The organism is Snodgrassella sp. B3837, assembly GCF_026535955.1.
In the GTDB taxonomy this organism is placed as follows: Bacteria; Pseudomonadota; Gammaproteobacteria; order Burkholderiales; family Neisseriaceae; genus Snodgrassella; species Snodgrassella alvi_E.
The window spans coordinates 47385-71393 of sequence record NZ_JAFNPI010000010.1 but is presented as its reverse complement, the minus strand read 5'-3'; the positions used below and the strand labels follow the sequence as shown (position 1 = coordinate 71393).

The following is a 24009-nucleotide window of genomic DNA, read 5'->3' as shown; positions in this document are numbered from 1 at the left end:
GATGAAAATACAACCAATTCGTAAATGTGTATTTCCGGTGGCGGGGATGGGTACCCGCTTTTTACCGGCTACTAAAGCCAGCCCTAAAGAAATGCTACCGATTGTAGATAAACCACTGATTCAGTATGCAGTTGAAGAAGCAGTGGCAGCCGGCTGTACCGAGCTGGTTTTTATTACCGGCCGTAATAAACGTTGTATTGAAGACCATTTCGACAAAGCGTATGAGTTAGAAACCGAGCTGGCATATCGTAACCAAAATAAACTACTAGATTTTGTGCAGGATATTTTGCCACCCAATGTTACCTGTCTGTATATCCGGCAGCCTTCAGCACTGGGGCTGGGACACGCTGTATTATGCAGCCGTGCGGCTATCGGTAAAGAGAATTTTGCCGTAGTTCTGGCTGATGACCTGATAGATGCCCAGCCGGGAGCATTAAGCCAGATGATGGAGGTTTATTATCGTACTGGCTGTAATGTACTGGGCGTGGAAAATATTGACCCGCAGCAGACAGGTGCATATGGCATCGTGGAAATCGCCCGTGAAGATACGGATGATTATATCCAGAGCATCGTCGAAAAACCACATCCTGATGATGCACCTTCACATCTAGGTGTAGTAGGGCGCTATATTTTGTCTGCACGGGTATTTGATTTTCTGACAAATCTACCGCGTGGTGCTGAAGGTGAAATTCAGCTTACGGACGCAATTGCCCGCCTGCTAACTGAGCAGAAGATGATTGCGTATGCATTCAGCGGCACCCGCTATGATTGCGGTGATAAGCTTGGTTATCTTGAGGCTACCGTAGCTTATGGTTTGAAACATCCTTTAGTTGGGGAAGACTTCCGGAAGCTATTGCAACAAATGGTTTGTTAATTATTTCAATAGCCGGCCTGTATCAGGTTTTGCTCCCAGGCCGGTTATGATAATCACGTTATTTAATTCAGACACCAGTTAGAGTAAATATCTATTTCTAAATTCCGGTAGCTAAAAGGTTTTAACAAGATCAGTTTTTTATTTGTTCCCAACTTATATCATATTTAGCCAGATATTTTTTCAGTCTGTCAGCATCATTGGCACGCTGTTTCTGCGCTCGTGACACCGCAAACAGATAGCGGCCCGCTTCAGATAAAGTTCGGCTTTTGCGGCATACTTCCAGCACTTTTTCTAATTGATAGCGGTCAAATTCATCTAATTTAGCCGGAATCAGCGCATCGTTAGTTGTGCGTTGCTGCCAGTGCTGCTGTAAACGCTGGATTTCATCTTCAACCTGTACCAAAGTAATATTTCCTTGGGTGGCTAACGTCGCCATGCGGGTAATGGACGCAGTAAGCTCGCGGAAATTGCCTGTCCACATAGCAGTAGCCGACGTGGCAAAATTCACATAACGGCTTCTAGATTGCTGATTAAAGCGCGGCATGGTGCCATATTCCTGTGCAAAGCGCGCCAGCTCAAAATCAATATTTGGCTCTATATCTTCCTTGCGTTCCGCCAGACTGGGCAATTGATAGCTCCATAAATTAATGCGCGCGTACAAATCTTCTCTAAACTTACCTTCCGCAATAGCCTGCTTTAAATCTCTATTGGTACCGGCAATCAACTGAAACTGACTGGATACCAGCTTATCCGAACCGAGCGGATAAAATTGTTTTTCCTCAATCGCTTTCAGCAGAATAGCCTGCTCATCCAGCCCCAGTTCGCCAATTTCATCCAGAAACAGCAAACCATTATCCGCCTGTTTCAGTAAGCCGCTTCTGGCCGTAATGGCACCCGTATACGCCCCTTTGCTGTGACCGAACAAAGTAGACATCGCATTATCGCCGCTCAGCGTAGCACAATTAATTTCCACAAACTGCCCGCTTAACTGATGTTGATTCAGCTTAAGCTGGTAAATTTGCTTAGCCAGAAATGATTTACCCGCACCAGTAGGGCCACACAGCAGAATAGGTGCATGTGAGCGGCTGGCTACCTGTTCTATTTCAGTAATTAATTGATTGTAATGTTGATTTCGCGTGGCAATACCAGATTTAAGTAACTCAGTCGCCTGACTGGCATACTGCTGGAAACGAGTCAGAATCTGGTCGTAGCGGTGTAGATTCAAATCAATAATATTAATTTGCCCTCTACTGCACAGATGCTGGTGTTCTTCAGCTACAGGCAACACATTTTCCGCCTTGGCTGTATTTTTTTCAGGAGGGGAAGATTGCAACAATCTAGCCGGATAAAAGCGTGATTCAGCCAACAAAAACCAGCAAATCTGCATCACATGCGTACCCGTAGTGATGTTTAAAAAATAATTCTCCGCTTCAGCATCAAACTGATAACTTTTGGCTAAATCCAATAAACAGGTATACACCTCTTCAAAATCCCACGGGTCGCGTATCTGTACCTCTACCGGATTTACCTGAGTTTGCGGCGCAATTGTGTGAATATCCTGCACAATTTCAGTCAGTAATCTCTTATCACAGGCTATATACAACAGCTCAAGGCGTGAAACCGGCAATTCTGGATGATTGCAGACATCAACCGTTGGCCGCCAACGCTCCCAGCGTTTTCTCCCCTTGCCGCGCTGGTCTAGAACATTACCCAAAAAGCCAAAAACAACGTTTCTCTTATTCATCTCATCTTTCTTATCATTTATAAATATACATAAAATTATATATAAAAATATAAAAAAAAGAATGTATTTTATACGATAAAAATGAGCATAAAAACTTAAAAGATATTTATTTAAATATTAAAAATAATTACTTATAAATTTTATTTCAAAAAAATTTCCACTTGGTACAGAAATTGCAATAAGAATGGTGTCTGTCATACAGACTGTCTGATAGGGCAGTCAGGTGCATAGCGAATGTAGCCAGAACAGGTACAAACCAGCTCAATTACATTATCAACATGTATTTCTGCGTAGAACAGACAACTCCTCACAACGGAGAATATTTGAATAGCTCAGTGGTAGAGTAATTGGACCAGATCCAATTTGTAGCAGGTTCGATTCCTGTTTCAAATCCTTGTCATAAAACTTTGTTGTAAAAAGCAATACCAGCCAGTAAACAGCAATAAGCTAGTAGTTAAAGCTTAGGCACAGGAAAAACCGATTAACCGGACAAAATCAGCTTAAGATGATTTATCCGGATAAAAAAACCGGATAGCAGGCAAAAAATTAAAAAAGCATAAACAGGCAGTTTCTAGCTTATGCAGCTTAATCTTTCCCCTGTTATTTCGTTAATTAATCCGTTTGAATGTGTTCATCCTGTTTGCTGGCTGCCTCAACAGGAGAATTAAAATGTTGACCATCATAAATGTAAAAAAGGGTGAACTGGCCATAGTCAGAAAACGCGGAGAGATTGATAACATCATCACCGCAGGCCGTCATTTTTTTTGGAATCCCTTTTCCGTACTAACCTTTACACAGGTAGATTTGGCTGATATACAAATCGAGCCGGACACCGCCAACAAACTCATCAATTTTTATCCACAACTGGTAGAAAAATATTGCCATCACGTCAGCCTAGCAGCGGATGAAATAGTCCTGCGCTATGAAGAAGACAAACTGGTAGAAATAATAATGCCCACTACCAAAACAGTGTACTGGCAGAGTTATAAACCACAATTACTAAAAAAAGTGACTTTGCAACAAGGTTACCGCTTGCCGGATGAAATAGCCCTAGAGCTTATTGAGGCTAAAAATACCGGTAAAGTAATAAAAGGCTTAAACACTCTAACCCTGCATTATTTTACTGACGAACAGATTGGTACCCTGTTTGTGGATAACCAATTTGTGCAGATTATTCCGCCCAAATCCGTATTCGGCATGTGTGAATTTAAACATAAACTGATACTGGGCAAATTCAAATTACAGGATAGCCACATTAACGACGTACTGGCAGCATCGATAGAGCAGAACGCACCAGCACAAATGGCACAATTTTGCGTGCAGATGCAGGTGGGCGCCAATCAGGCCGGCTTACGATTTGAAGATGATTTATTGGTAGAAATCCTGCCACCGGGTACCAAACGCCTATATTGGCAGAATAACTGCAAGCAACACATGCAGACCATAGAACTAAGCGATGGCTATCAATTGTCTGAACAAATGGTGCAGCAGCTATTACAGCCCAAATTGCGCCATAAAGAAGTGCAGGGAGACAGCAGCGTACTGATTGCCCAAGTACCGGCCTATCACCTTGGAGTACTGAAAGTAAATGGCAAAGTGGAAAAACTGCTGGATGCGGGTATCACCGCCTACTGGCGTTTCAACCGTGAAATCAGCGTTGACATCGTCGATACACGCTTGCAGACCAAAGAAATATCCGGTCAGGAAATACTCACCCGCGACAAAGTCAATCTGCGTATCAATCTAGTGGCCAACTGGTGCTACACCGATGTATTAACCGCCTATGCCAAAGTTGCACAGCCGACGGATTTGTTGTACCGACAACTGCAATTTGCACTGCGCGAAGCGATTGGCACACGCACACTGGATGAATTACTGGAAAACAAAACAGTAATCGATGAAGTAATAAATGCTCATATGCAAACAAATATGGCGGGCTATGGCATCGAAACCGTAAGTGTCGGCGTCAAAGACATCATACTGCCGGGAGACATGAAAATCATACTTTCGCAGGTAGTGGAAGCAGAAAAAGCGGCACAGGCCAATGTCATTCGCCGGCGTGAAGAAACTTCCGCCACCCGCTCCCTGCTTAATACCGCCCGCGTAATGGAAAACAATCCAGTGGCCCTGCGTTTAAAAGAAATGGAAACACTCGAACGCATCGCCGAACGCATTAACAAAATTTCCGTAGTTGGCGGACTGGATCAGATATTGCATGGATTAATTAATATCCAACCAAAAATATAGAAAACAAAAACACAAAATCATGCCATCAACCATGGCATGATAAAACCATGGAATAAAAATGACTCAATATAATTTGTTGCAAGCGGAAAATGCAAAACCAATCAAAATGTGGACACAAGGCGTATTAGTCGAAGATGAAGCCAAAAACCAGCTAATCAAAACAGCCCAATTACCATTTATCTTTAAACATATTGCCGTCATGCCCGATGTCCATATCGGTAAAGGCTCGACTATCGGAAGTGTTATCCCAACCATGGGTGCAATTATTCCGGCTGCCGTGGGCGTAGATATCGGCTGCGGCATGATTGCCGTGCAAACCTCTTTAGTCGCAACTGATTTGCCCGATAATTTATTGCCTTTGCGTCAAGTTATCGAAAAAGCCGTGCCACATGGCATGACCACCAAATACCGTGGACGAGATAACGGTAGCTGGCAAAATCCACCACCAATTGTTAATCAATACTGGCAGCAACTGTTACCGGGTTTTGAAAAATTAACCGCAAAATATCCACGCTTCTTAAAAACCAAGAATCACAAACATCTAGGTACACTGGGTACCGGCAACCATTTTATCGAAATCTGTCTCGATGAAACCGATAGCGTGTGGATAATGTTGCATAGCGGTTCACGAGGCATAGGCAATGCTATCGGCAACTTTTTTATCGAATTAGCTAAAAAAGATATGGAAGTGCATATCAGAAATTTACCCGATATAGATCTGGCTTATCTTCAGGAAGGGACAGAGCATTTTCAAGATTATGTTGAGGCCGTACATTGGGCACAGGAATTTGCGAGGCTAAACCGTGAAGCCATGATGCATAACGTTATCGCCGCAATGCGCAAAATCATCACCAAACCATTTACTACACACCTATCCGCTGTTAACTGTCACCACAACTACGTGCAAAAAGAACAGCATTTTGGTGATGAGATTTTTATTACCCGTAAAGGGGCAGTATCAGCGCGTAAAGGCGAACTGGGCATCATACCGGGTTCAATGGGCACCAAAAGCTATATCGTGCGGGGATTAGGTAATGAAGAAAGTTTTTACTCTTGTTCACATGGAGCAGGAAGAATAATGAGCCGAACCGATGCAAAAAAGCAATTTACTATAGACGACCAAATCAAAGCCACCGCCCACGTTGAATGCCGTAAAGACGCAGATGTAATCGATGAAATACCCATGGCTTACAAAGATATCGATGCCGTCATGACCGCCCAAAAAGAACTAGTGGAAATCGTGCATCAATTACGGCAGGTAGTGTGCGTAAAAGGATAAAACGCATCAAGGAGAAATCCTCGATATCAATAAAATATCGAATATCACCAACCTTGATACTGTTAATAGATAGCCTGATGCAAGCAAGGTTTTGCTTATACGCACAACTGTACGATAACTGCTATTTCCAATAAGTTATTGGATAATAAAGTAAAATATAACAGCATTTTAATATTTATCTTATTTGTTATGTTTGTGCAAAATCTACACAAATAAAATTATTCGGAGAGTAAATATTGTACAGAGAAGAAAATTTTCCAATTAAGTAGTAACTCAATAAAAAATATTGTGAATAATCATTTTGAAAGAAGTAATAATGTCTACATTAAAGAACCCATTATTAAAGAATGCAGTTGAATCTATCCAGATTGGCCTAGAAGATTATCAAGACATAGATAAAGATCCACGTAGAGAGTTATCCTCTATACGAAATATCTACGCGGGGATTTTACTTCTCTATAAATATAAATTACAGCAACTAAGTCCTGATGGTTCAAATGAAGTATTACTTAAATCAAAAATTGTTCCTCAACAGAATGCTAAAACAGGCCTTATTTCTTTTAAAGGAAGTGGAAAAAGAACAGTTAATGTGCATGAAATAATAGAACGATTTGAGGAATTAAATATTTCAATTAATAAGGATAATCTAAAAGCGTTAGGGGATGTACGTAATGATACTGAGCATTATTATGTGCAACAAACTGGAATAAATGTAAAAGAAGTTATTACAAAGGCTTTTCATCTATTTACCGAATTTTGTCCTTATATTAAACGTGAACCAGTTAATTTATTAGGTAAACATTACTGGGAAATTATGCTTAACGTTTCAACAATTTATGATGAAGAAAGGCAGAAGTGTTTAGAAAATTTGAAAACAGTTTCATGGAAGTATAAAGAGGTTAAAAATAATATTGAAAAATTAAGATGTCTACATTGTTATTCAGAATTAATTCTAGCAATTGATGTCCACAAAAAAGAAAACTCAGATTTTCGGTGTAAAGCTTGTGGTAAAACGTCTACATATAAAGATATGATAGGCTCATCAATTGCTAATGCTCTAAACTGTTATCATAAAATTGCTAAGGGTAATGAGGAATCAAGTACAGACCTTTGCCCAATGTGTTGCTATGATTCTTATTCGCTTGTTGAGAGGCGATGCCTAGCATGTCACTGGGAACTGGAATATAATTATTGTAATGTTTGTGATGCAGATTTAACTTTAGATGAACAAGAATTAAATGGTTTATGTAGTTATTGTTCATACAAAATTGAAAAAATCATGAATGAATAAAATTTTGTAGAGTTATAATTTGCCCAACAAATTTCTGCTATTTCGGTTAAATTGTTATTCATAATATATTTGATACTTCTACTAAAGCATTTTAAGTTTAATTCAACAATTTATTGATAGCAAAATATCTTTGCTATCAATAAATTGTGTTTCAAAATTTTTATCTTTTATTAGTTCGAATTTTATGTAAAATAAAGCCCTTTTAAAATAGTTGCTTAATTATATAAAAATTTAGATGTTGTGTAGGCCAAGTAAAATGAGTTGCTCGAAATTAAGCACCAACATTAGCAAGTATTACAGCAATTATATGTAAGGGTCTATATTCCTCCTTTTTATATTGTGTTCTTTATAGTGGTTTTTAATTTGACTGAAAATAGCGTAACAATAAAGTGAATAGTGCTTTAGAACAAGAATCTAAAATTGTAATACTATTTTTACTTCCTATAGTTACTAATATAACTATATCGAATCAGGTAAGTACCAGTCTATTAAATTACGAATATCTTCAGGACAGTCTGCAAGGCTAGGGGTATCAAAAATAATTTCATCTTCTGTAATGTGGGAAACATAATTTTCCAGTGTAACAATTTGTTCAGCGGAAAATCCATATCTTAAAAATAAAATATGCTTTGGATTAAATGTTCCATACTTAAACAAATTTATAATATTTAATGCACGATCATCTTTATTAATATTGTGGTAGTTTTGAAATGCACCACAAAATACATCAGAAAGCGAATACGATATCACCGTATCTAAATAATCATAAGTATCAAAAACAACTGTATCATAACTAATATTTTTAGCTTGTATGTTATTCTCGAAAAGAGAAAACTCCTTTAAATTCTTTGAAGGCAGTCTATGAGCCGGCTGTGAAAATTCTGGAGGCTCTTCACGGTTTTTACCACGTTTAGATATATTGTTATATCTTATACTTACAATTTGTTTAAAAGAACGATTCTGCATTAAATGCAAAATAATTGCAATCGCATTACTAAAAACTCTATCTTCGGCTTTATTTAGTTCACGATTCAATGATATTTGAAATATTTTTTGAAATGATTCTTTTATTAAGCTACGCTTTCTAGCGTTTTCTTTTCCTAGTAAGTTTGAACCTAAATTTTCTGAATTATCATAAATAAGATCTAGAATCAATATTATTATGTCTAATGTAGTTTGATTAGATAACCTTTCAATTTTTGATTGAGGAAGATTCAATTCATCGTTAAAACTCTCATTTAAAATTGATTCGATAAGTTCCTTATTATCAACATCTACATTAATTTCAGTTTCTAAAATAGATTCTTCTGATAATTGATAATCAGTATTTAAACGAGTTGCCACCAACTTAGCATTTTCTGTATAAACATAACCATAATCAAATTTAGGACTATCAGTTAACCGTCCACTTCTGCCGATTAAATTCTTAAATGCTAAAGCGCGATGCTTTTCTGTCGTATCAGACATTCGTAAATTATCAAGCCAGACGATATCAAAAGGCATATTGATGCCTTGGGCTAACGTACTAGTTGCAAAACAGATTTTTGCAAATCCTAATCTTATAAACTTTTCTACCAAAAATCTTACTTCTAAAGGTACAGAACCATGATGGATAACAACCCCTTTTTTTAATAAATACACCAATGTAGATTGATGCGATGGATTTGCTCCTATTAAATTTTCAACCCTAGCAATAATGTCTAAAGCTTTTTGCTCAGTAACTTCCGTTAGCTTTTTGATATAGTCTGAATAATTATCCAAATATTTTCCATTGTATAAGGATTTTTTACTGACAAATATCAAAATAGTTTTACTTCTATCAAACGCAAAATCTCTAAAGCTTCCATCAAACTCGATACAATTTTTTAACTGATGACCATCTTTAATATTGGGTGAAAAATAATAATCTCTTCCATTTTTATGTTTTTGGATAAAGATTTTTCCTACTGTATTATGCTTATATGAATAGGTAAAAGCATCTTCATCTGATAATGAATGTTTTTTAATTTGTGCTTCTGGATTATCTATAAATGGATGAGCAAATATAAGTTTGGCAGAAGGAAATATTTTTTCAACCCGACGCACTAATACATCAAACTTAACGCCTCTTTCTTTTTCTTCTGATATTTGCGCCTCATCAAAAAAAAATAATGTTATGTTAGGTGTTTCTTTTTGTGTAAATAATTCTCTAGCTCGTTCTGGTGTTAATATGAATATTCTTCTTAAGTTTCTTGATTTAAATACATATTCAACAAAGGGCAAAATCATAACACTTTTATCATTTTCAAAGTGTTTTTTCATCGTTTCAATATATTCTGCAATTAATGCACGCGAAGGAACGACAATAACAACATCACCATTTGTTTCATAAATATGATGTTTAATCGAAAAAGATTTTCCTGCACTGGTAGGGGCTGAAATAGAAATATATTTTTTTGAATTAATAGCATATCGTATGCTTGCTTGTACGGGAGTTAAATAATTATTATATTGTTCTTGATAAAGTTCACCTATTTGAGCTAAAACAAAAGAATAAAGATTGGTGGGATGTTTATTTTTATAGAATAATCCCAAAACCGAAAGAATTTTTTCTTCATAAATTTCGAAAACATTTTGATGGAATCGTTTATAATAAGAAAGTTTTTCAATTATTGTACTACTTACCGGTCCATTAATATGTAGTTCTTTTATAATATCCTCTATACTCTGGGCTGGATTTGAATCATCTATAATTGACCTTAACATATTACCCCAATCAAATAAATATTTGTAGCTTTAGTGTATATATCTAAATTAGAAATTTTATTTATTGCGTTTTTAATTATTAGTTGGTGGTTATCAGAATTTATTGAAAATGCCGCAACAATACTATAATAATTGTTAACTAAATTTTCAATTGGCTCTTTCTTTTGAATTATGTTTTCAAGATGAATTATATCATAATGATGTTTGTCTTTATTTATAAAATCATTTGCTTGATTGATTGCAGCTTCATAAGGATTTTTTAATGAAGAATATTTTGCTTCGCCAAAATGAATTAAATCTTCTTGGCATACAGTATGAAAATCAAATCCAGGATTTCCCCTAGCTTTTTCTTTCCATAATTCAGAAATAGGTAAGGAGATATGGTTAAATAAATGTTTCAACGATTCAGAAGCTGTTATTGAAACCATTATTTCGCCAAAGTCGCTCTCTATTTCAGGGTTTTTAATTATTCTATTGCATATATCATTGAGTATATTGGATGTTTTTTCAACAGTACCTTCATATGCTAATCGCGCTGTAGGATCTAAAGATATTATCCAAGAATGGTCTAAAATTAATGTGCTAATTTTGTTGGCTATTACTTGCAATGAATCAATATTTACTAGACAAATTTTGATTTTATCTGGTAAATAATCCACTTTTACTTGAGTATATCGACAACCGTGTGTTGAGTCATCTTTATTATTAATAATTTCCATTAAAAAGTCTCACTACTCCATTTCACATTGTTTTTAATATTTTAATATATTTCCAGAACAAACAAACAGTTTTGAATATTTCTGTATGTAAAATTTATAAAAAGTATATATTCTTTTCTTTAATTATCAATATTTATTAGCTTGTGAACATTTTTGATTAGAATATCCATAATTTTGGCAATTTCTTCGATTGGCACATCTTTAGTCAATAATGCGCATCAGTTGTTGCATGTTCAAGTTTTTCCCGACGTTCTATTTCCGCTTTTGCTTTTTGCTGAGCTGTTGTAGTTTTACCTCTTTCAACTGCCAGCTTTTCTTTCGTGATTTACTTTTTTTCTTTTCGGATATGTTCAATAATTGAACCTGAAAATATAAAATAAAAATAGCAAATTCTGTTATCTTTGTCTGATAACTAATAGATAAAATAAAACCCATACCGAAAAATCCACAAGACCAGCTCGGATATTAATACGCTCAGGCAGCCATAACTAATGCTGTCTTTAACCAATCTGTGGCTAGCTTAGAATATAGTTGTAAAAATTTAGTTTGCTTCATTACATATCAGGTTGTATCAATTTATAGTATAAATTAAGAATAAAAAAAGGATGGCTAGGCCATCCCTTTTGATTAAAGAAAACTTGCTTAAATATCCACCTGCGCATTCAACGCATTGTTTTCGATAAAAGCCCGCCGTGGTTCCACTTCATCGCCCATCAGGGTAACGAATACATCATCCGCAGCCATCGCATCTTCGATTTTAACTTTCAGCAGGCGGCGCACGGTTGGATCCATGGTTGTATCCCATAGTTGCTCTGGATTCATTTCGCCCAGCCCTTTATAGCGCTGAATAGATAGCCCTTTTTGTGCTGTGGTCATCAGTAAATCCAATGCTTGCGCAAAGCCGATTACTTCGGTTTTTGTTTCGCCTTTCACTACTTCAATCGGGGCATCCACAATACCGCTTAAGGTTGCAGCGGTCTGGCGGATAATCTGATAAGCGCGGCTTTCGGCAAATTTCTGTTCTAGGTAGCTCACCATCTGATTGCCATGCAATTGACGGGTGATTTTAATCATTTGCACTTCGTCTTCGGCACCAATGCGTTCCAGTGTGAGGTTTTCATCATTGATGAGATTAGTTAAGGCTTGTGTGGCCTTTTCTGCACTGGCTACATTGCTTAAATCCAGATTTTCATTCCAGTAGAGCAGGGCATTTAATACGGCGCTGTCGATAATGCGGCTTTCACGCATAATCATGCTTTGCGCTAAAATGAACTGTTTGGCAATCTCCGCCAGTGCATTTCCTTCAAGGATGGTTTCGCCAATATTCAGGCGTGCTTTGTCCAGAGCAAGACTTAGCAGGAACTGGTCTTTTTCAAACTCATCTTTCAGGTAGCGTTCCTGTTTGCCATGCTTGGCTTTGTAAAGCGGAGGCTGGGCAATGTATACATAGCCGCGTTCTACCAGTTCAGGCATTTGCCGGTAAAAGAAAGTCAGTAGTAAGGTACGGATATGGGCACCGTCTACGTCGGCATCGGTCATGATGATGATGCGATGGTAGCGCAGTTTTTCCGGATTGAATTCCTCTTTGCCAATGCCGGCACCCAGTGCAGTAATCAGGGTGGCCACTTCCTGACTAGCCAACATTTTTTCAAAGCGGGCTTTTTCGACATTCAGAATTTTACCTTTGAGCGGTAAGATGGCCTGAAATTTGCGGTCACGACCCTGCTTGGCAGAACCGCCGGCCGAATCCCCTTCGACCAGATACAACTCAGACAATGCGGGGTCTTTTTCCTGACAGTCGGCCAGTTTACCCGGCAGACCTAATCCATCCATAACGCCTTTGCGGCGGGTAATTTCACGTGCTTTGCGTGCGGCTTCACGGGCACGGGCAGCATCTACGATTTTACCGGTGATGATTTTGGCTTCCGTAGGGTTTTCTTCCAGAAATTCAGACAAACCTTTGCTTAAAACTTCATTGACCACCGGTCCAATTTCGCTGGAAACGAGTTTGTCTTTGGTTTGTGATGAGAATTTCGGGTCAGGCAGTTTCACGGACAATACGCAGGTAAGACCTTCGCGCATATCGTCGCCGTTGGTGTCTACCTTGGCCTTTTTGGCTACTTCATTGGCTTCGATATAATTGTTGATGGTACGGGTCATGACCTGACGTAAAGCAGTCAGATGGGAGCCGCCATCACGCTGAGGAATATTATTAGTAAAACACTGCACGTTTTCCTGATAGCTATCGTTCCACTGCATGGCGCATTCAACGCTCATGCCGTCTTTTTCGCCGCTGGCGTAGAAAACTTTGTTATGTAGCGCAGTTTTATTGCGGTTCATGTATTGCACAAAACCAGCCACGCCGCCACTAAAAGCAAAATTTTCATGTTTGCCGTCACGCTTGTCAAAAAGTTCAATACTGACGCCATTATTCAGGAAAGACAATTCACGGATACGTTTAGCCAGAATGTCAAAGTGATATTCAATATTGCCGAATGTTTCGGTGCTGGCGAGAAACTGTACGCGCGTACCTTGTTTATCGGTATCGCCGACTACGGATAGTGGTGCGATGGCGTCGCCGTGATTAAACTCTACAAAATGTTCTTTGTGATTACGGTAGATAGTCAGGCGCAGCCAATCGGATAGGGCATTCACTACAGATACACCTACGCCATGCAGACCACCAGAAATTTTATAACTATTGTTATCAAATTTACCGCCGGCATGCAGGATGGTCATGATAACTTCAGCCGCAGAGCGGTGTTCTTCGGGATGCATGTCGGTGGGAATGCCGCGGCCATTGTCTTCAATGGTAATGGAGTTATCAGCGTTTATTGCTACGGTGATATGATCACAATAGCCGGCCAGCGCTTCATCAATCGCATTGTCCAGAACTTCGAATACCATATGGTGTAAACCAGTACCATCCTGGGTATCACCAATATACATGCCGGGACGCTTGCGAACGGCATCCAAGCCTTTTAATACTTTGATACTGTCGGCGCTGTAATCTTCAGTGTGTTGATCTGTCATAAGAATTCTTTATAAATCTGGGGCAGCGGTTATGCTTTTAATATGATGCCTGTAGGCAGAAAAGAATATTAAGGATGCTCAATTTTGCCATATTACAGGGCTGAATCGAATAATTCATTAGATAATTATTATAGCAGAAATTAAGTTTTTTTTCAGCCGGTTGATATGTTTAAGATGATGTTTTATCGAATTTTTTATTGAATGATAATCATGTTGAATGTAAAGAAAAAACTGCCCTGAATCAGATATGGATGAGGGAATCATTTATTCTGATTCAGGGCAGTTGCTAAGTCTTTGTATAAGAGATATTTATATTCTCATCGGCATGACTATGTATTTAAAATCAGGATTGTTGGGGATGGTAAATAACGTTGAGCGATTGGCATCGCCGAATGCCAGTTGCAAGTCATCGGCATGTAAATTGCGTAATACATCCATCAGATAATTGATGTTGAATCCGACTTCCAGTGTGTCACCCTGATAAGCGATTTCCAATTCTTCACGTGCTTCTTCTTGTTCATTATTGTTACAGGTGACGCTGAGCAACCCCGGCTGGATTTGTAAACGCGCACCGCGAAATTTTTCATTGGCCAGAATAGCAGCACGTTCTAAAGCACCCAGTAATTCGCTACGATTGGCAAGGAAGATTTTGTCATTATCTAGCGGAATCACGCGGTTGTAGTCTGGGAATTTGCCGTCTACTACTTTGGAAACGATGATGGTATCGTTACAACGGAAGCGAACCTGATTATTCAATAGTTCTATAGTAATCGGTTGCTCAGGGAATGTAAGCAACTTGAATAGTTCCAGTACCGTTTTGCGGGGCAGAATCACTTCTGCTTTAGGTAAATCAGTATCGAGACTACAGGCGGCATAGGCCAAGCGGTGCCCGTCTGTGGCTACTAAACGCAGCTGATTGCCTTCGGTCTGCATCAGTAAGCCGTTTAGATAATATCGAATATCCTGAATGGCCATGCTGTATTGGACCTGTGACAGCATTTCTCTGAAGGTCTCCTGAGGGAGGGAGAAGCTGGCATTTACGTCTTCTCCTACACTCATCAGTGGAAAGTCTTCTGCCGGCAAAGTTTGTAGATTGAAGCGGCTTTTGCCGGCTTTTAGGACCAGACGGTTATTGTTCCAGTCTAGTGAAACCATGGCGCCGGCTGGTAGGGCGCGCAGAATATCCTGTAGTTTTTTAGCATTGGTGGTAATGCGGAAATCTTCAGCTTCGCTTTTTGGGCCTATGGTATCAATCTGAATTTCCAGATCGGTGGCTAAAATTTTGATTTGCCCCTGATGGTTCTCCAGTAATACGTTAGACAGGATCGGCAAGGTATGGCGACGCTCGACAATGCCGGTTACGGCTTGCAGAGGTTTAAGTAAACTATCACGTTCTGCTTGTAGAATCAGCATGTTGTTTTCCTTGGTTTAATCTCGCAAAATCATCATTAAAGTTTCGTACGCTTTGGTTGTCTCGGCATCTGATTTACGGAGTTTGGAGATGCTTTTTACCGCATGCATGACTGTGGTGTGGTCACGGCCACCAAATCCGCTGCCAATAGCGGGTAAACTAAGTGGGGTGAGTTCTTTAGCCAAGGTCATGGCCATCTGACGCGGACGTGCCAGATTACGTGTACGTTTTTTGCCTACCATATCACTGATGGTGATGCCATAGAATTTGGCTACGGTGTTTTGGATGTGTTCCAGTGTCATTGGTTTGTGATTGACGGCCAGAATATCCTGTAGTGCTTCTGTGGCTAAACCGACATCAATCGGCCGGCTGGCAAAACGGCTTTGTGCCACAACGCGCTTGAATGCGCCTTCTAGTTCGCGCACATTACTGCGGATATGTTTGGCAATAAAGAACGCAGCTTCGTCTTCAAGTTTTACCTGAGCCAGCTCAGCTTTTTTCTGCAGAATGGCAACACGCATTTCCAGTTCAGGTGGTTCCAGCTCTAGACTTAGTCCCCATGAAAAGCGTGATTTTAAGCGATCGTCCATGCCATCAATATGAGTAGGCAAGGTATCACATGTAAGAATAACCTGTTTTTTTTCGTCAATTAAATGGTTGTAGACGTAAAAAAACTCTTCCATGGTGCGGTCTTTACCAGCAATAAACTGAACATCATCCATAATCAGCAAGTCCACCTGTTGGTATTGCTGACGCATGGCATCGAAAGATTTAGCATGGAAAGCGTTCATGATGCCACGGATGAATTCATCGGCATGTATATAACGGATTTTGACTTTGGCATCAGCAGCAAAGAGCTGGTTACCAATGGCCTGTACTAAGTGAGTCTTACCCAAACCAGTGCTGCCATAAACAAAAAACGGGTTGTACATGCTATTGCCTGGGTTTTCAGCTATAGAGAGGGCGGCCGCATGAGCTAGCCGGTTACCTTTGCCTTGTACCAGTGCAGCGAAGGTGTGTTCAGGATTGAGATTGGTGTCGGTATAGCGTGATTTTTTACTGTTTGGCAGTACATTATCAGACTCAGTTGTAGGTGTAGTTGTTTCTTTTTTATCTACTTTGCTTGGTTTGCTAGGGTTGACTTCACTGCTTTCAGCCGTATTTCTATCACTTTTAGACTGATTATTTTTTAGCCTTTTGGCAATAATGTCCTGAGCGGATTCAGTGCGTTTAGTTGTTGAACGCGGTTTGGCTTCTTCAGGTGCAGGGGTTGTGTTTAAGGGTTCATGTTTATTAAGGTTTTCAGTCTCCACCTGAACCGGAGTGCTGCTTTCAGCTTTCACAGAAGAATTAATGGTATTGGTAATTGCCTGAGCCTGTGTAGCTGCTTGTAAAGATTGCCCCTGACCAATTTTGAGGATTAAAGGAGTTTGTCCGTGTGGGAGTATGGCCAGACGGGCGTTTTCCACAGCTGGCCAGAAACGCTCACGTATATGGTTGAATGCAAAGGTATTGCGCGCGAATATTACCCAATTGCCATTTTCTTCACCTACGGTTAGGGGAGCAATCCACATTTGGTATTGCTGGGGCGGTAGGTTTTGTTTAAGTTGTAACAGGCACTGCGGCCAAAATTCTGTTAGGGTCATGCGTGAAGCTTATTTTGTCTGCCAATGGGACTTGGCTTAAGTAATGGAAACAGGTATCGCCTATTATGCTAATTATACGCAATAAAGAACTTTATGACCACGATTTGCACTCTGTGTTAACCCGTTTGCAGTCTGGGTTTCCTGTAGATTATATTGATTGACAAAGTGCTGTTCTTGTTGTGTAATGCTACGTTTTATTTAAAGTTAATTCGGGAATAAATTATGAAACGTACTTATCAACCATCCGTTACCCGTCGCAAACGCACTCATGGCTTTCTGGTTCGCAGCAAAACACGCGGTGGACGTGCTGTACTGGCTGCCCGTCGTGCCAAGGGTCGTAAACGTTTGGCTGTGTAAGCACAAGAATGGATTATCATTTTGGCAAAAAATATCGCCTTTTAAAAACGGATGATTTTTCATCCGTTTTTGCGTTACGTTGCCAGAAAAGCCGTGCTTGGATTCAGGTGTTTCATGCACGCAATACACTTGGTTTTCCGCGTCTGGGTTTGGTAGTGGCCAAAAAAGTGGCCAAACGAGCCAATCGGCGCAATTATATGAAACGTGTATTAAGAGAATGGTTTCGCCTGCACCGGCATGAATTGCCGCCGGCAGATATAATCATTCGTGTACGCCAGCCCTTCCGGCATGCGGATTATGCTGGTGTAATCAAGACTTTACAACAGTTGCTTGTGGCAGCTGACGGGTGTAAAGCAAAGTCGCAATGAAATATTTATTGCTGGGTCTGATTCGGTTTTACCAGTATGCCATCAGCCCGCTTTTACCGCCCCGTTGCCGCTATAGCCCGACCTGTTCGCAATATGCAGTACTCGCTCTGCAAAAATACGGGGTATTCAAGGGTGGCTGGCTGGCAATCAAGCGCATTTGCCGCTGTCATCCTTGGGGTGGTTGCGGTCATGACCCACTTCCTTAGCGAATACACACGGAATACACTATGGATTTTAAACGATTACTGATATTTTTTGTGCTGACCATGGCCATTTTGCTGGGTTGGGAAAAATTATACCCACAACCCGAAAATCAGCCAGCGGCACAACAAACATCATCTACGAGCAATGCAGTTTCCACTGGCGTGGGAGCTGAGGGTGCATTAAGTAAAACTGAGCCAGTTACGGTCACTACGGATACTGTTAAGGCGGTTATTGATGAAAAAACTGGCGATTTGCGCCAGCTTATACTGACTAAATACAAAGCTACCAGTGATGCCAGTAAGCCATTTGTGCTGCTGGATAATGGTGCGGATGGCCATCAGTACATTGCCCAGTCGGTATTATTAAACCGTCAGGGTGATTATCAGTTTAAAAATCTGATTTTTACTGCGCCGCAAAAACAATACACACTTAATGGCGACAAGCTGGATGTGCGTTTGACAGCAGCAGAACAGAACGGTGTGCAGGTAAGTAAGATTTATACCTTTACTAAAGGTAGTTATTTGATTGGCCTTCGCTATGAAATTGCCAATCACAATGCACAGCCGCTGCAAATGGATGTGGCCTATCGGGTTTTGCGTGATGACAAGGAGCCGGAAGGTACTGGCTATTTTGATCACACCTATACTGGTCCGGTGCTGTATACGCCCAATGGTAAATTTGAAAAAGTGGCTTTTAAAGATCTGGACAGCGATTATGCTTCCGGTCGTGACCGAGCAGACTATCAGCGTAAAACCAATACCGGCTGGATTGGTATGACCCAGCACTACTTTATGACTACGTGGATTCTGCAGCCGAAAGAGGGCAGCAGTGTTTGTGGCAGCAATGATGATTGCAAAATTGATATTCGCAAACGTAGTGATGGCTTATATTCGGCAGGCGTGCGTGTACCAGTAAAAGATATTCCCGCTAATTCCAGTGCTAGCTTCGGCATTTCTTTATATTCTGGTCCGCAGATTTATTCAGTGATTACTAAGGTAGCTGATCATCTGCAGATGATTAAAGATTATGGCAAGGTATCGCTGTTTTCTTCACCGTTATTTTGGCTGTTAAACTGGTGGCATGGACTGGTACAGAACTGGGGCTGGGCAATTATTCTGCTGACGCTTACAGTAAAAGCTATTCTTTTCCCGCTTACTCATGCTTCATATAAGTCCATGGCTAAGATGCGTGCTGTAGCACCTCGCTTGCAGGCATTGAAAGACCAGTATGGCGATGACCGCATGCGTATGCAGCAAGAAATGATGTCGTTGTACAAAAAGGAAAAAATCAATCCTGTTGGCGGCTGCCTGCCTATGCTGTTGCAGATACCGGTTTTCATCGGTTTGTATTGGGCACTCTTTGCTTCGGTAGAATTGCGTGGTGCTCCATGGATTGGCTGGATTACCGATTTGGGACGTCAGGATCCTTATTACATTTTGCCGGTATTGATGGCACTGACCATGTATCTGCAAACCTTTATGAATCCGCCTCCTACGGATCCGATGCAGGCTAAAATGATGAAAATCATGCCGGTAGCGTTTTCTGTGATGTTCTTCTTTTTCCCTGCCGGTCTGGTACTGTACTGGCTGACGAACAATATTTTGACGCTAGCACAACAATGGTTTATTAATAAACGTATTGAACGGCAGGCGAAACTGCATCGCTCATTGGATGTATAAGTATAGCTTGTTAGTAAAAAGCACTTCAGTTTGAAGTGCTTTTTATTTGCTAAGTGCTTCAGATACTTATCGCTGGTGTAAGAGTTAATCATTAATGTGTTTGTCTATATAAATAGTTTGAAGCTGCTCTTATATTTTCTACTGTAAGCATTGGTGCACATTTATGATATTCGTTCAGGTATTTTCAGAAATTAGTTTATGTAGAAAATATGCTTACTTTTTTTATAAGCTGATGTGTATTAAATGTAAAGCAGGTACCTGATTTCTAGATGATAAAAAATAAACAAAAATACTTATGGTAGGGAATTAAATTTAATTTTTAATGGAATGCATCACTGACCGTTATCGGTTTTTTGGCTTGAGAATCGCGATAAATGTTTTTTGTATTCAGATTTTTATTTATCAATAATCAATTTGCATATTTATGTTTTTTTCTTTTAGGAGAAAAATGAGATTGGTATGAATAGTAACTTGTTCGGGTAATTACAGTAAATTAAGATTGTCGGAATTTAGTAAGTCTATCCGACTTTAGTATTGCAATGATGGTCGTTATATCTGCTCAAATTTGCTTTTGGCTGGATTAACTCCTCCAAATTGAGCTATGAATTTTTTATTTTTAATATCTCTTTTTTACGTTAGTATTATTATTAATACTATCATATTTTATTTTAAAACAAGCACTTCTGTCTGAAGTGCTTGGTGATTATTGCGCATATTTTATTACGGATTAGATGATGGATAGCTTGGCTTAATTGTGATTAAGTTATCAAACTTAATCATCATTGCTTTAAGCCTTAAAACTGATGTGCTGAATTAGCGATAATGCTACCGAAAATGGCTAGGGCAATTATATATAGTATTATCGTTATTGCCACGACTATCAGGTATGCTTTGCAAAAATTAGAGCGGTTAGGATTGCCGTTGCCACTAAAAGCCCAGACTAAAACCATGATCAGATTGACAATGGGTATGCAAAACACGATAAACATTATGAGCCAGTCCCCAATAGACATGACTGGCGCAAGGTTGCCTGAAGAAGAGTTGAAAGTGTTATTTTTTGTTGTATTTTGCATAATTATTCATTTCAATAGTTAATAAATGTTATTAAATATTAACACATTTAATATTGTAAATGAATATCATTTTGAAAAATTTGTAAATTTAAGGCGTGACAGACTGAATGAAACGATATAGTGTCTATCACGCCTTTTAGTCGTTACTGTACGTAGGTAGTGGTTTGTTGTGTAGTAGTGGTAGCTGTTTGTTGAACAGGGTTAACACGAATTTCTACACGGCGATTTTTGGCACGGCCTTCCACTGTGGCATTGCTGGCAATTGGATTGGCAGAACCGTAGCCTACTGCGCTAATACGATTGCTGGCGACGCCACGGGCGCTCAGGAATGTGGAAACAGACTCAGCGCGACGTTGTGATAATGGCCTATTGATATTGTCATTACCGGTGCTGTCGGTATAACCAGCGATGGTGATATTGGTATCCACATATTTAGCCAGAATCTCAGCTACAGAAGATAGGGAAGATGTGGCGGCGCTGCTTAATTCAGAGCTATTAGTTGCAAATGTGATGTTTTCTGGCATGGTGAGTTTTATTTGGTCACCTTCACGCTGTACTTCAACATTTGTATTAGCCAGTTTTTGACGCAATAGTTTTTCTTGGTAATCCATATAAGCGCCGATGCCAGCACCGATAGCACCACAGCCCAGAGCAGCATTACGTGCACCTCGGCTATTGTGGGTAATTGCACCAACGATTCCGCACACGGCAGCTCCACTTAGGCCGTAAACAGCGGTTTTGCTGGCATGGGTTTGGCCGGTACTAGGATCGGTAACACAGCCAGTCAGGGCTAAGGTAGTGGCGGCAGCGAGTGCAGCCAATGGTTTCATGATGGTCATACTTACTCCTTCTCTTAAAATTTGATTATGGTTTTCACATGTATGTTTTATGCTATCTATAGCAGAAAAGCAAGTGAGGGAGGGAGGAGGTGCGCAAACTGAAAATATTCTGTCCGGTTTGCATATCTGTAATTTATTTTGTAGCAATGCTGGTTTAAGCGACAAGTTTACTGCGCTATATTACAATTTAGTCTTATTTAACGTGTTTGAGGCTCGTTCGCCCTTGAAAACGGCCAGTTTAGCCTCATTCAATTAAATTGCCTGTATTCAGGGCTACTATCAGTCACTTTGGAACCAGACATGCTCAGCTTGTATAACACCTTAACTAGAAACAAACAGAAATTTACACCGATTAATCCACCACAGGTGCGTATGTATGTGTGTGGCATGACCGTTTATGATTATTGCCATCTGGGGCATGCACGGGTGATGATTGTGTTTGATATGGTGGCACGCTGGATACGTGAGCTGGGCTATGAGCTTGATTATGTGCGTAATATTACTGATATAGACGATAAGATTATTAATCGGGCAAATGAGCGCGGCATCAGTATTTCTGAGCTGACTGATTATTATATTCAGGCTATGCATGAGGATGCGGCTGCTTTAGGTGTGCTGCCACCAAACCATGAGCCGAGAGCCACACAGTATATTGGACAGATGATTGCCATGATTGAGGAGATTATGGCAAATGGTAAAGCTTATTTGGCTGAGAATGGTGATGTATTCTATGCGGTACGTGAGTTTCCTGACTATGGCCAGCTGAGCGGTAAGAGTTTGGATGATTTGCGCGCAGGTGAACGAGTGGATGTGGATGGCTACAAGCGTGATCCCTTGGATTTTGTGTTGTGGAAAGCGGCCAAACCCCATGAACCGGCGTGGGACAGCCCGTGGGGACGTGGTCGGCCGGGCTGGCATATTGAGTGCTCGGCTATGAGCAAAGCTTTGTTGGGTGATAATTTTGATATCCACGGCGGTGGAGCTGATTTGCAGTTTCCTCACCATGAAAATGAGATTGCTCAGAGCTGCGGTGCAGAAAAACAAGGTTGTTGCACGGAAAAAAATCACTTTGCTAGCCATGTAAAATATTGGCTACATAATGGGTTTATTCGTGTGGATAATGAAAAAATGTCTAAATCCCTTGGAAATTTCTTCACTATCCGCGAAGTGTTGCAAAAATACGATGCAGAGGTGGTGCGTTTTTTTATTTTACGTGCCCATTATCGTAGTCCTTTAAATTATTCTGACGCCCATCTTGATGATGCCAGAGGCAGTTTGACTCGATTGTATACAGCACTGAAAAATACACCTGCAACAAATGTTGAAGTTAATGCGGATTTAAATGATTATACACGCCGGTTCTATGCTGCTATGAATGATGATTTTGCTACAGTGGAAGCTGTTGCCGTTCTATTCGAACTGGCTAATGAAATTAATAAAACTCACGATGCGCAATTAGCAGGTTGCTTAAAAGGGCTGGGTGGTCTGCTGGGTTTGTTACAGCGTGATCCGGAGGCGTTTTTGCAGAATGAGGTGGGTGAAGGCGTACAAGGTCTAGATAATGCCACTATTGAAGCGATGATTGCTGCACGACAGCAGGCGCGTGCAGAACGCAACTGGGCAGAATCAGACCGTATTCGCGATGAGCTAACGGCTGCCGGCATTGTGTTGGAAGATGGTGCTAATGGTACAAGCTGGCGCCGTGCCTGATTTTTTATACAAAACAGATATTTAAGAGGCGATGGATCTATTCTGAATCAGGGACTTGACAGCAGTATTATACTTTTAATGTACAGTATGTTTTGAATCTGGTAATACACTGCATCTTTTTCACAGAACATCTGAGTAATATGGCTGATCTGTGTACTGATTTACTTGAAAATCTTACTCATGCGAGTATAATCGCCCGATTCGAGACATCCGTTTCAAGAGGTACAGGCACATCCCCTGTGCCCGCTTAACTAAGGACGATACTATGAATAACAGCATTCAACCTAATTATCACGACGTAACTGTGACTTGCTCCTGCGGTAATACTTTTGTAACTAAATCCGCAATGGAAAAAGATACTTTCAATATTGAAGTATGCTCTGCTTGTCACCCGTTTTATACCGGTAAACAGAAAATCGTTGACTCTACTGGTCGCGTGGACAAATTCAATCAGAAATACGGCAATATGTTCAAACGTTAATCTTGTTTGCAAGATATTGCACCCAAAAAGACTGCCATTATGGCAGTCTTTTTTAATAGTAAATTAATTTGCCTTTTATCCGATGGGATATTATCAAAATTTTTTTTCAAATTTCTTTACTCACTTTACTCATACGATCAAAAAAATCAAATCTATCTATTCTATATCCGTTTTATTTACGCAAAAAACTTCAGAAATATGAAATTTCTGAGGATTTTTTAATTAAGGCAACCTAACTACTGGCTATTGTATTGCAGTTAAGAGGCTAAATGTTCATAGTTACTGCGTTTGAGCAAAGGAATCAAATGT

17 protein-coding genes and 1 tRNA gene are annotated in these 24009 nt (G+C 39.9%); 11 read left to right on the top strand and 7 right to left on the bottom strand.

Translation table 11 applies throughout. From position 1 onward, the window contains the following. The first annotated feature begins 7 nt into the window (after window positions 1-7). Window positions 8-874 (top strand): UTP--glucose-1-phosphate uridylyltransferase GalU, encoded by an 867-nt coding sequence (gene galU / locus J3U67_RS03745; protein ID WP_100151929.1) that lies wholly within the window; start codon window positions 8-10, stop codon window positions 872-874. Between the two features lie 130 nt (window positions 875-1004). On the opposite strand, the gene rtcR is transcribed toward galU, so the two are convergent. Continuing rightward, window positions 1005-2618: an RNA repair transcriptional activator RtcR gene (gene rtcR / locus J3U67_RS03740; RefSeq protein WP_267403875.1), complete on the bottom strand. Its 1614-nt coding sequence runs from the start codon at window positions 2616-2618 to the stop codon at window positions 1005-1007. Window positions 2619-2939: 321 nt separating this feature from the next. Between rtcR and J3U67_RS03735 the strand changes: the two genes are divergently transcribed. From J3U67_RS03735 to J3U67_RS03720, 4 genes are all read left to right on the top strand, one after another. Continuing rightward, window positions 2940-3011, top strand: a tRNA-Leu gene (locus J3U67_RS03735). A 276-nt stretch (window positions 3012-3287) separates the two neighbouring features. Next, the gene (locus J3U67_RS03730) at window positions 3288-4865 is read left to right on the top strand and encodes a slipin family protein (RefSeq protein WP_267391569.1); all 1578 of its coding nucleotides are present in this window, start codon (window positions 3288-3290) and stop codon (window positions 4863-4865) included. A 58-nt stretch (window positions 4866-4923) separates the two neighbouring features. Beyond that, entirely contained in the window at window positions 4924-6144 is a 1221-nt protein-coding gene (locus J3U67_RS03725; protein WP_267403874.1) for an RtcB family protein, read from the top strand. A gap of 316 nt (window positions 6145-6460) precedes the next feature. After that, window positions 6461-7435 carry a hypothetical protein gene (locus J3U67_RS03720; protein ID WP_267403873.1) on the top strand — a complete coding sequence of 325 codons (975 nt, stop codon included), beginning with the start codon at window positions 6461-6463 and terminating at the stop codon, window positions 7433-7435. Between the two features lie 459 nt (window positions 7436-7894). Here the strand turns inward: J3U67_RS03720 and J3U67_RS03715 are convergent, their stop codons facing one another. The 5 genes from J3U67_RS03715 to dnaA form a co-directional block, all read right to left on the bottom strand. Next, window positions 7895-10180 carry a DEAD/DEAH box helicase gene (locus tag J3U67_RS03715; protein WP_267403872.1) on the bottom strand — a complete coding sequence of 762 codons (2286 nt, stop codon included), beginning with the start codon at window positions 10178-10180 and terminating at the stop codon, window positions 7895-7897. Then, window positions 10174-10899: a hypothetical protein gene (locus J3U67_RS03710; RefSeq protein WP_267391573.1), complete on the bottom strand. Its 726-nt coding sequence runs from the start codon at window positions 10897-10899 to the stop codon at window positions 10174-10176. Before J3U67_RS03710 ends, J3U67_RS03715 begins: the two co-directional genes overlap by 7 nt. Before the next feature lie 642 nt (window positions 10900-11541). Next, a complete protein-coding gene (gene gyrB, locus J3U67_RS03705) occupies window positions 11542-13932 on the bottom strand; it encodes a DNA topoisomerase (ATP-hydrolyzing) subunit B (protein ID WP_267403871.1) in 2391 nt (796 codons plus the stop codon). Window positions 13933-14241: 309 nt separating this feature from the next. Next, window positions 14242-15345 carry a DNA polymerase III subunit beta gene (gene dnaN / locus J3U67_RS03700; RefSeq protein WP_100140729.1) on the bottom strand — a complete coding sequence of 368 codons (1104 nt, stop codon included), beginning with the start codon at window positions 15343-15345 and terminating at the stop codon, window positions 14242-14244. A gap of 15 nt (window positions 15346-15360) precedes the next feature. Continuing rightward, window positions 15361-16989: a chromosomal replication initiator protein DnaA gene (gene dnaA, locus J3U67_RS03695; RefSeq protein WP_267403869.1), complete on the bottom strand. Its 1629-nt coding sequence runs from the start codon at window positions 16987-16989 to the stop codon at window positions 15361-15363. A gap of 222 nt (window positions 16990-17211) precedes the next feature. Here dnaA and rpmH point away from each other — a divergent pair, with 222 nt between their 5' ends. Genes rpmH through yidC form a run of 4 tightly spaced genes read left to right on the top strand, consistent with a single transcriptional unit; the run spans window position 17212 to window position 19597 of the window. After that, window positions 17212-17346, top strand: a complete 135-nt coding sequence (rpmH, locus tag J3U67_RS03690; RefSeq protein ID WP_004283944.1) for a 50S ribosomal protein L34 — start codon at window positions 17212-17214, stop codon at window positions 17344-17346. A gap of 8 nt (window positions 17347-17354) precedes the next feature. Then, window positions 17355-17714 (top strand): ribonuclease P protein component, encoded by a 360-nt coding sequence (gene rnpA, locus J3U67_RS03685; protein ID WP_267403867.1) that lies wholly within the window; start codon window positions 17355-17357, stop codon window positions 17712-17714. Further along, window positions 17711-17920, top strand: coding sequence for a membrane protein insertion efficiency factor YidD (yidD, locus tag J3U67_RS03680; RefSeq protein WP_267391578.1), 210 nt, complete (start codon window positions 17711-17713; stop codon window positions 17918-17920). The genes rnpA and yidD overlap by 4 nt, the downstream gene beginning before the upstream one ends. A 21-nt stretch (window positions 17921-17941) precedes the next feature. Beyond that, window positions 17942-19597: a membrane protein insertase YidC gene (yidC, locus tag J3U67_RS03675; RefSeq protein ID WP_267403865.1), complete on the top strand. Its 1656-nt coding sequence runs from the start codon at window positions 17942-17944 to the stop codon at window positions 19595-19597. A 1216-nt stretch (window positions 19598-20813) separates the two neighbouring features. On the opposite strand, the gene J3U67_RS09170 is transcribed toward yidC, so the two are convergent. Then, window positions 20814-21509 carry an OmpA family protein gene (locus J3U67_RS09170; protein WP_100151878.1) on the bottom strand — a complete coding sequence of 232 codons (696 nt, stop codon included), beginning with the start codon at window positions 21507-21509 and terminating at the stop codon, window positions 20814-20816. Window positions 21510-21809: 300 nt separating this feature from the next. Between J3U67_RS09170 and cysS the strand changes: the two genes are divergently transcribed. Next, window positions 21810-23219, top strand: coding sequence for a cysteine--tRNA ligase (gene cysS, locus J3U67_RS03665; RefSeq protein WP_267403863.1), 1410 nt, complete (start codon window positions 21810-21812; stop codon window positions 23217-23219). A gap of 265 nt (window positions 23220-23484) precedes the next feature. Next, on the top strand, window positions 23485-23700 hold the full coding sequence (gene rpmE / locus J3U67_RS03660) for a 50S ribosomal protein L31 (protein ID WP_100090964.1): 216 nt from the start codon (window positions 23485-23487) through the stop codon (window positions 23698-23700). Window positions 23701-24009 lie beyond the last annotated feature (309 nt).

Excerpts from the sequence above, each read along its gene's own strand:
- J3U67_RS03715 (WP_267403872.1), bottom strand. The coding sequence starts at position 10,180 with ATGTTAAGGTCAATTATAGATGATTCAAATCCAGCCCAGAGTATAGAG.
- yidD (WP_267391578.1), top strand. The coding sequence starts at position 17,711 with ATGAAATATTTATTGCTGGGTCTGATTCGGTTTTACCAGTATGCCATC.
- dnaN (WP_100140729.1), bottom strand. The coding sequence starts at position 15,345 with ATGCTGATTCTACAAGCAGAACGTGATAGTTTACTTAAACCTCTGCAA.
- gyrB (WP_267403871.1), bottom strand. The coding sequence starts at position 13,932 with ATGACAGATCAACACACTGAAGATTACAGCGCCGACAGTATCAAAGTA.
- J3U67_RS03720 (WP_267403873.1), top strand. The coding sequence starts at position 6,461 with ATGTCTACATTAAAGAACCCATTATTAAAGAATGCAGTTGAATCTATC.
- dnaA (WP_267403869.1), bottom strand. The coding sequence starts at position 16,989 with ATGACCCTAACAGAATTTTGGCCGCAGTGCCTGTTACAACTTAAACAA.
- rnpA (WP_267403867.1), top strand. The coding sequence starts at position 17,355 with ATGGATTATCATTTTGGCAAAAAATATCGCCTTTTAAAAACGGATGAT.
- rpmE (WP_100090964.1), top strand. The coding sequence starts at position 23,485 with ATGAATAACAGCATTCAACCTAATTATCACGACGTAACTGTGACTTGC.
- rtcR (WP_267403875.1), bottom strand. The coding sequence starts at position 2,618 with ATGAATAAGAGAAACGTTGTTTTTGGCTTTTTGGGTAATGTTCTAGAC.
- J3U67_RS03730 (WP_267391569.1), top strand. The coding sequence starts at position 3,288 with ATGTTGACCATCATAAATGTAAAAAAGGGTGAACTGGCCATAGTCAGA.
- J3U67_RS09170 (WP_100151878.1), bottom strand. The coding sequence starts at position 21,509 with ATGACCATCATGAAACCATTGGCTGCACTCGCTGCCGCCACTACCTTA.
- rpmH (WP_004283944.1), top strand. The coding sequence starts at position 17,212 with ATGAAACGTACTTATCAACCATCCGTTACCCGTCGCAAACGCACTCAT.
- J3U67_RS03710 (WP_267391573.1), bottom strand. The coding sequence starts at position 10,899 with ATGGAAATTATTAATAATAAAGATGACTCAACACACGGTTGTCGATAT.
- yidC (WP_267403865.1), top strand. The coding sequence starts at position 17,942 with ATGGATTTTAAACGATTACTGATATTTTTTGTGCTGACCATGGCCATT.
- J3U67_RS03725 (WP_267403874.1), top strand. The coding sequence starts at position 4,924 with ATGACTCAATATAATTTGTTGCAAGCGGAAAATGCAAAACCAATCAAA.
- cysS (WP_267403863.1), top strand. The coding sequence starts at position 21,810 with ATGCTCAGCTTGTATAACACCTTAACTAGAAACAAACAGAAATTTACA.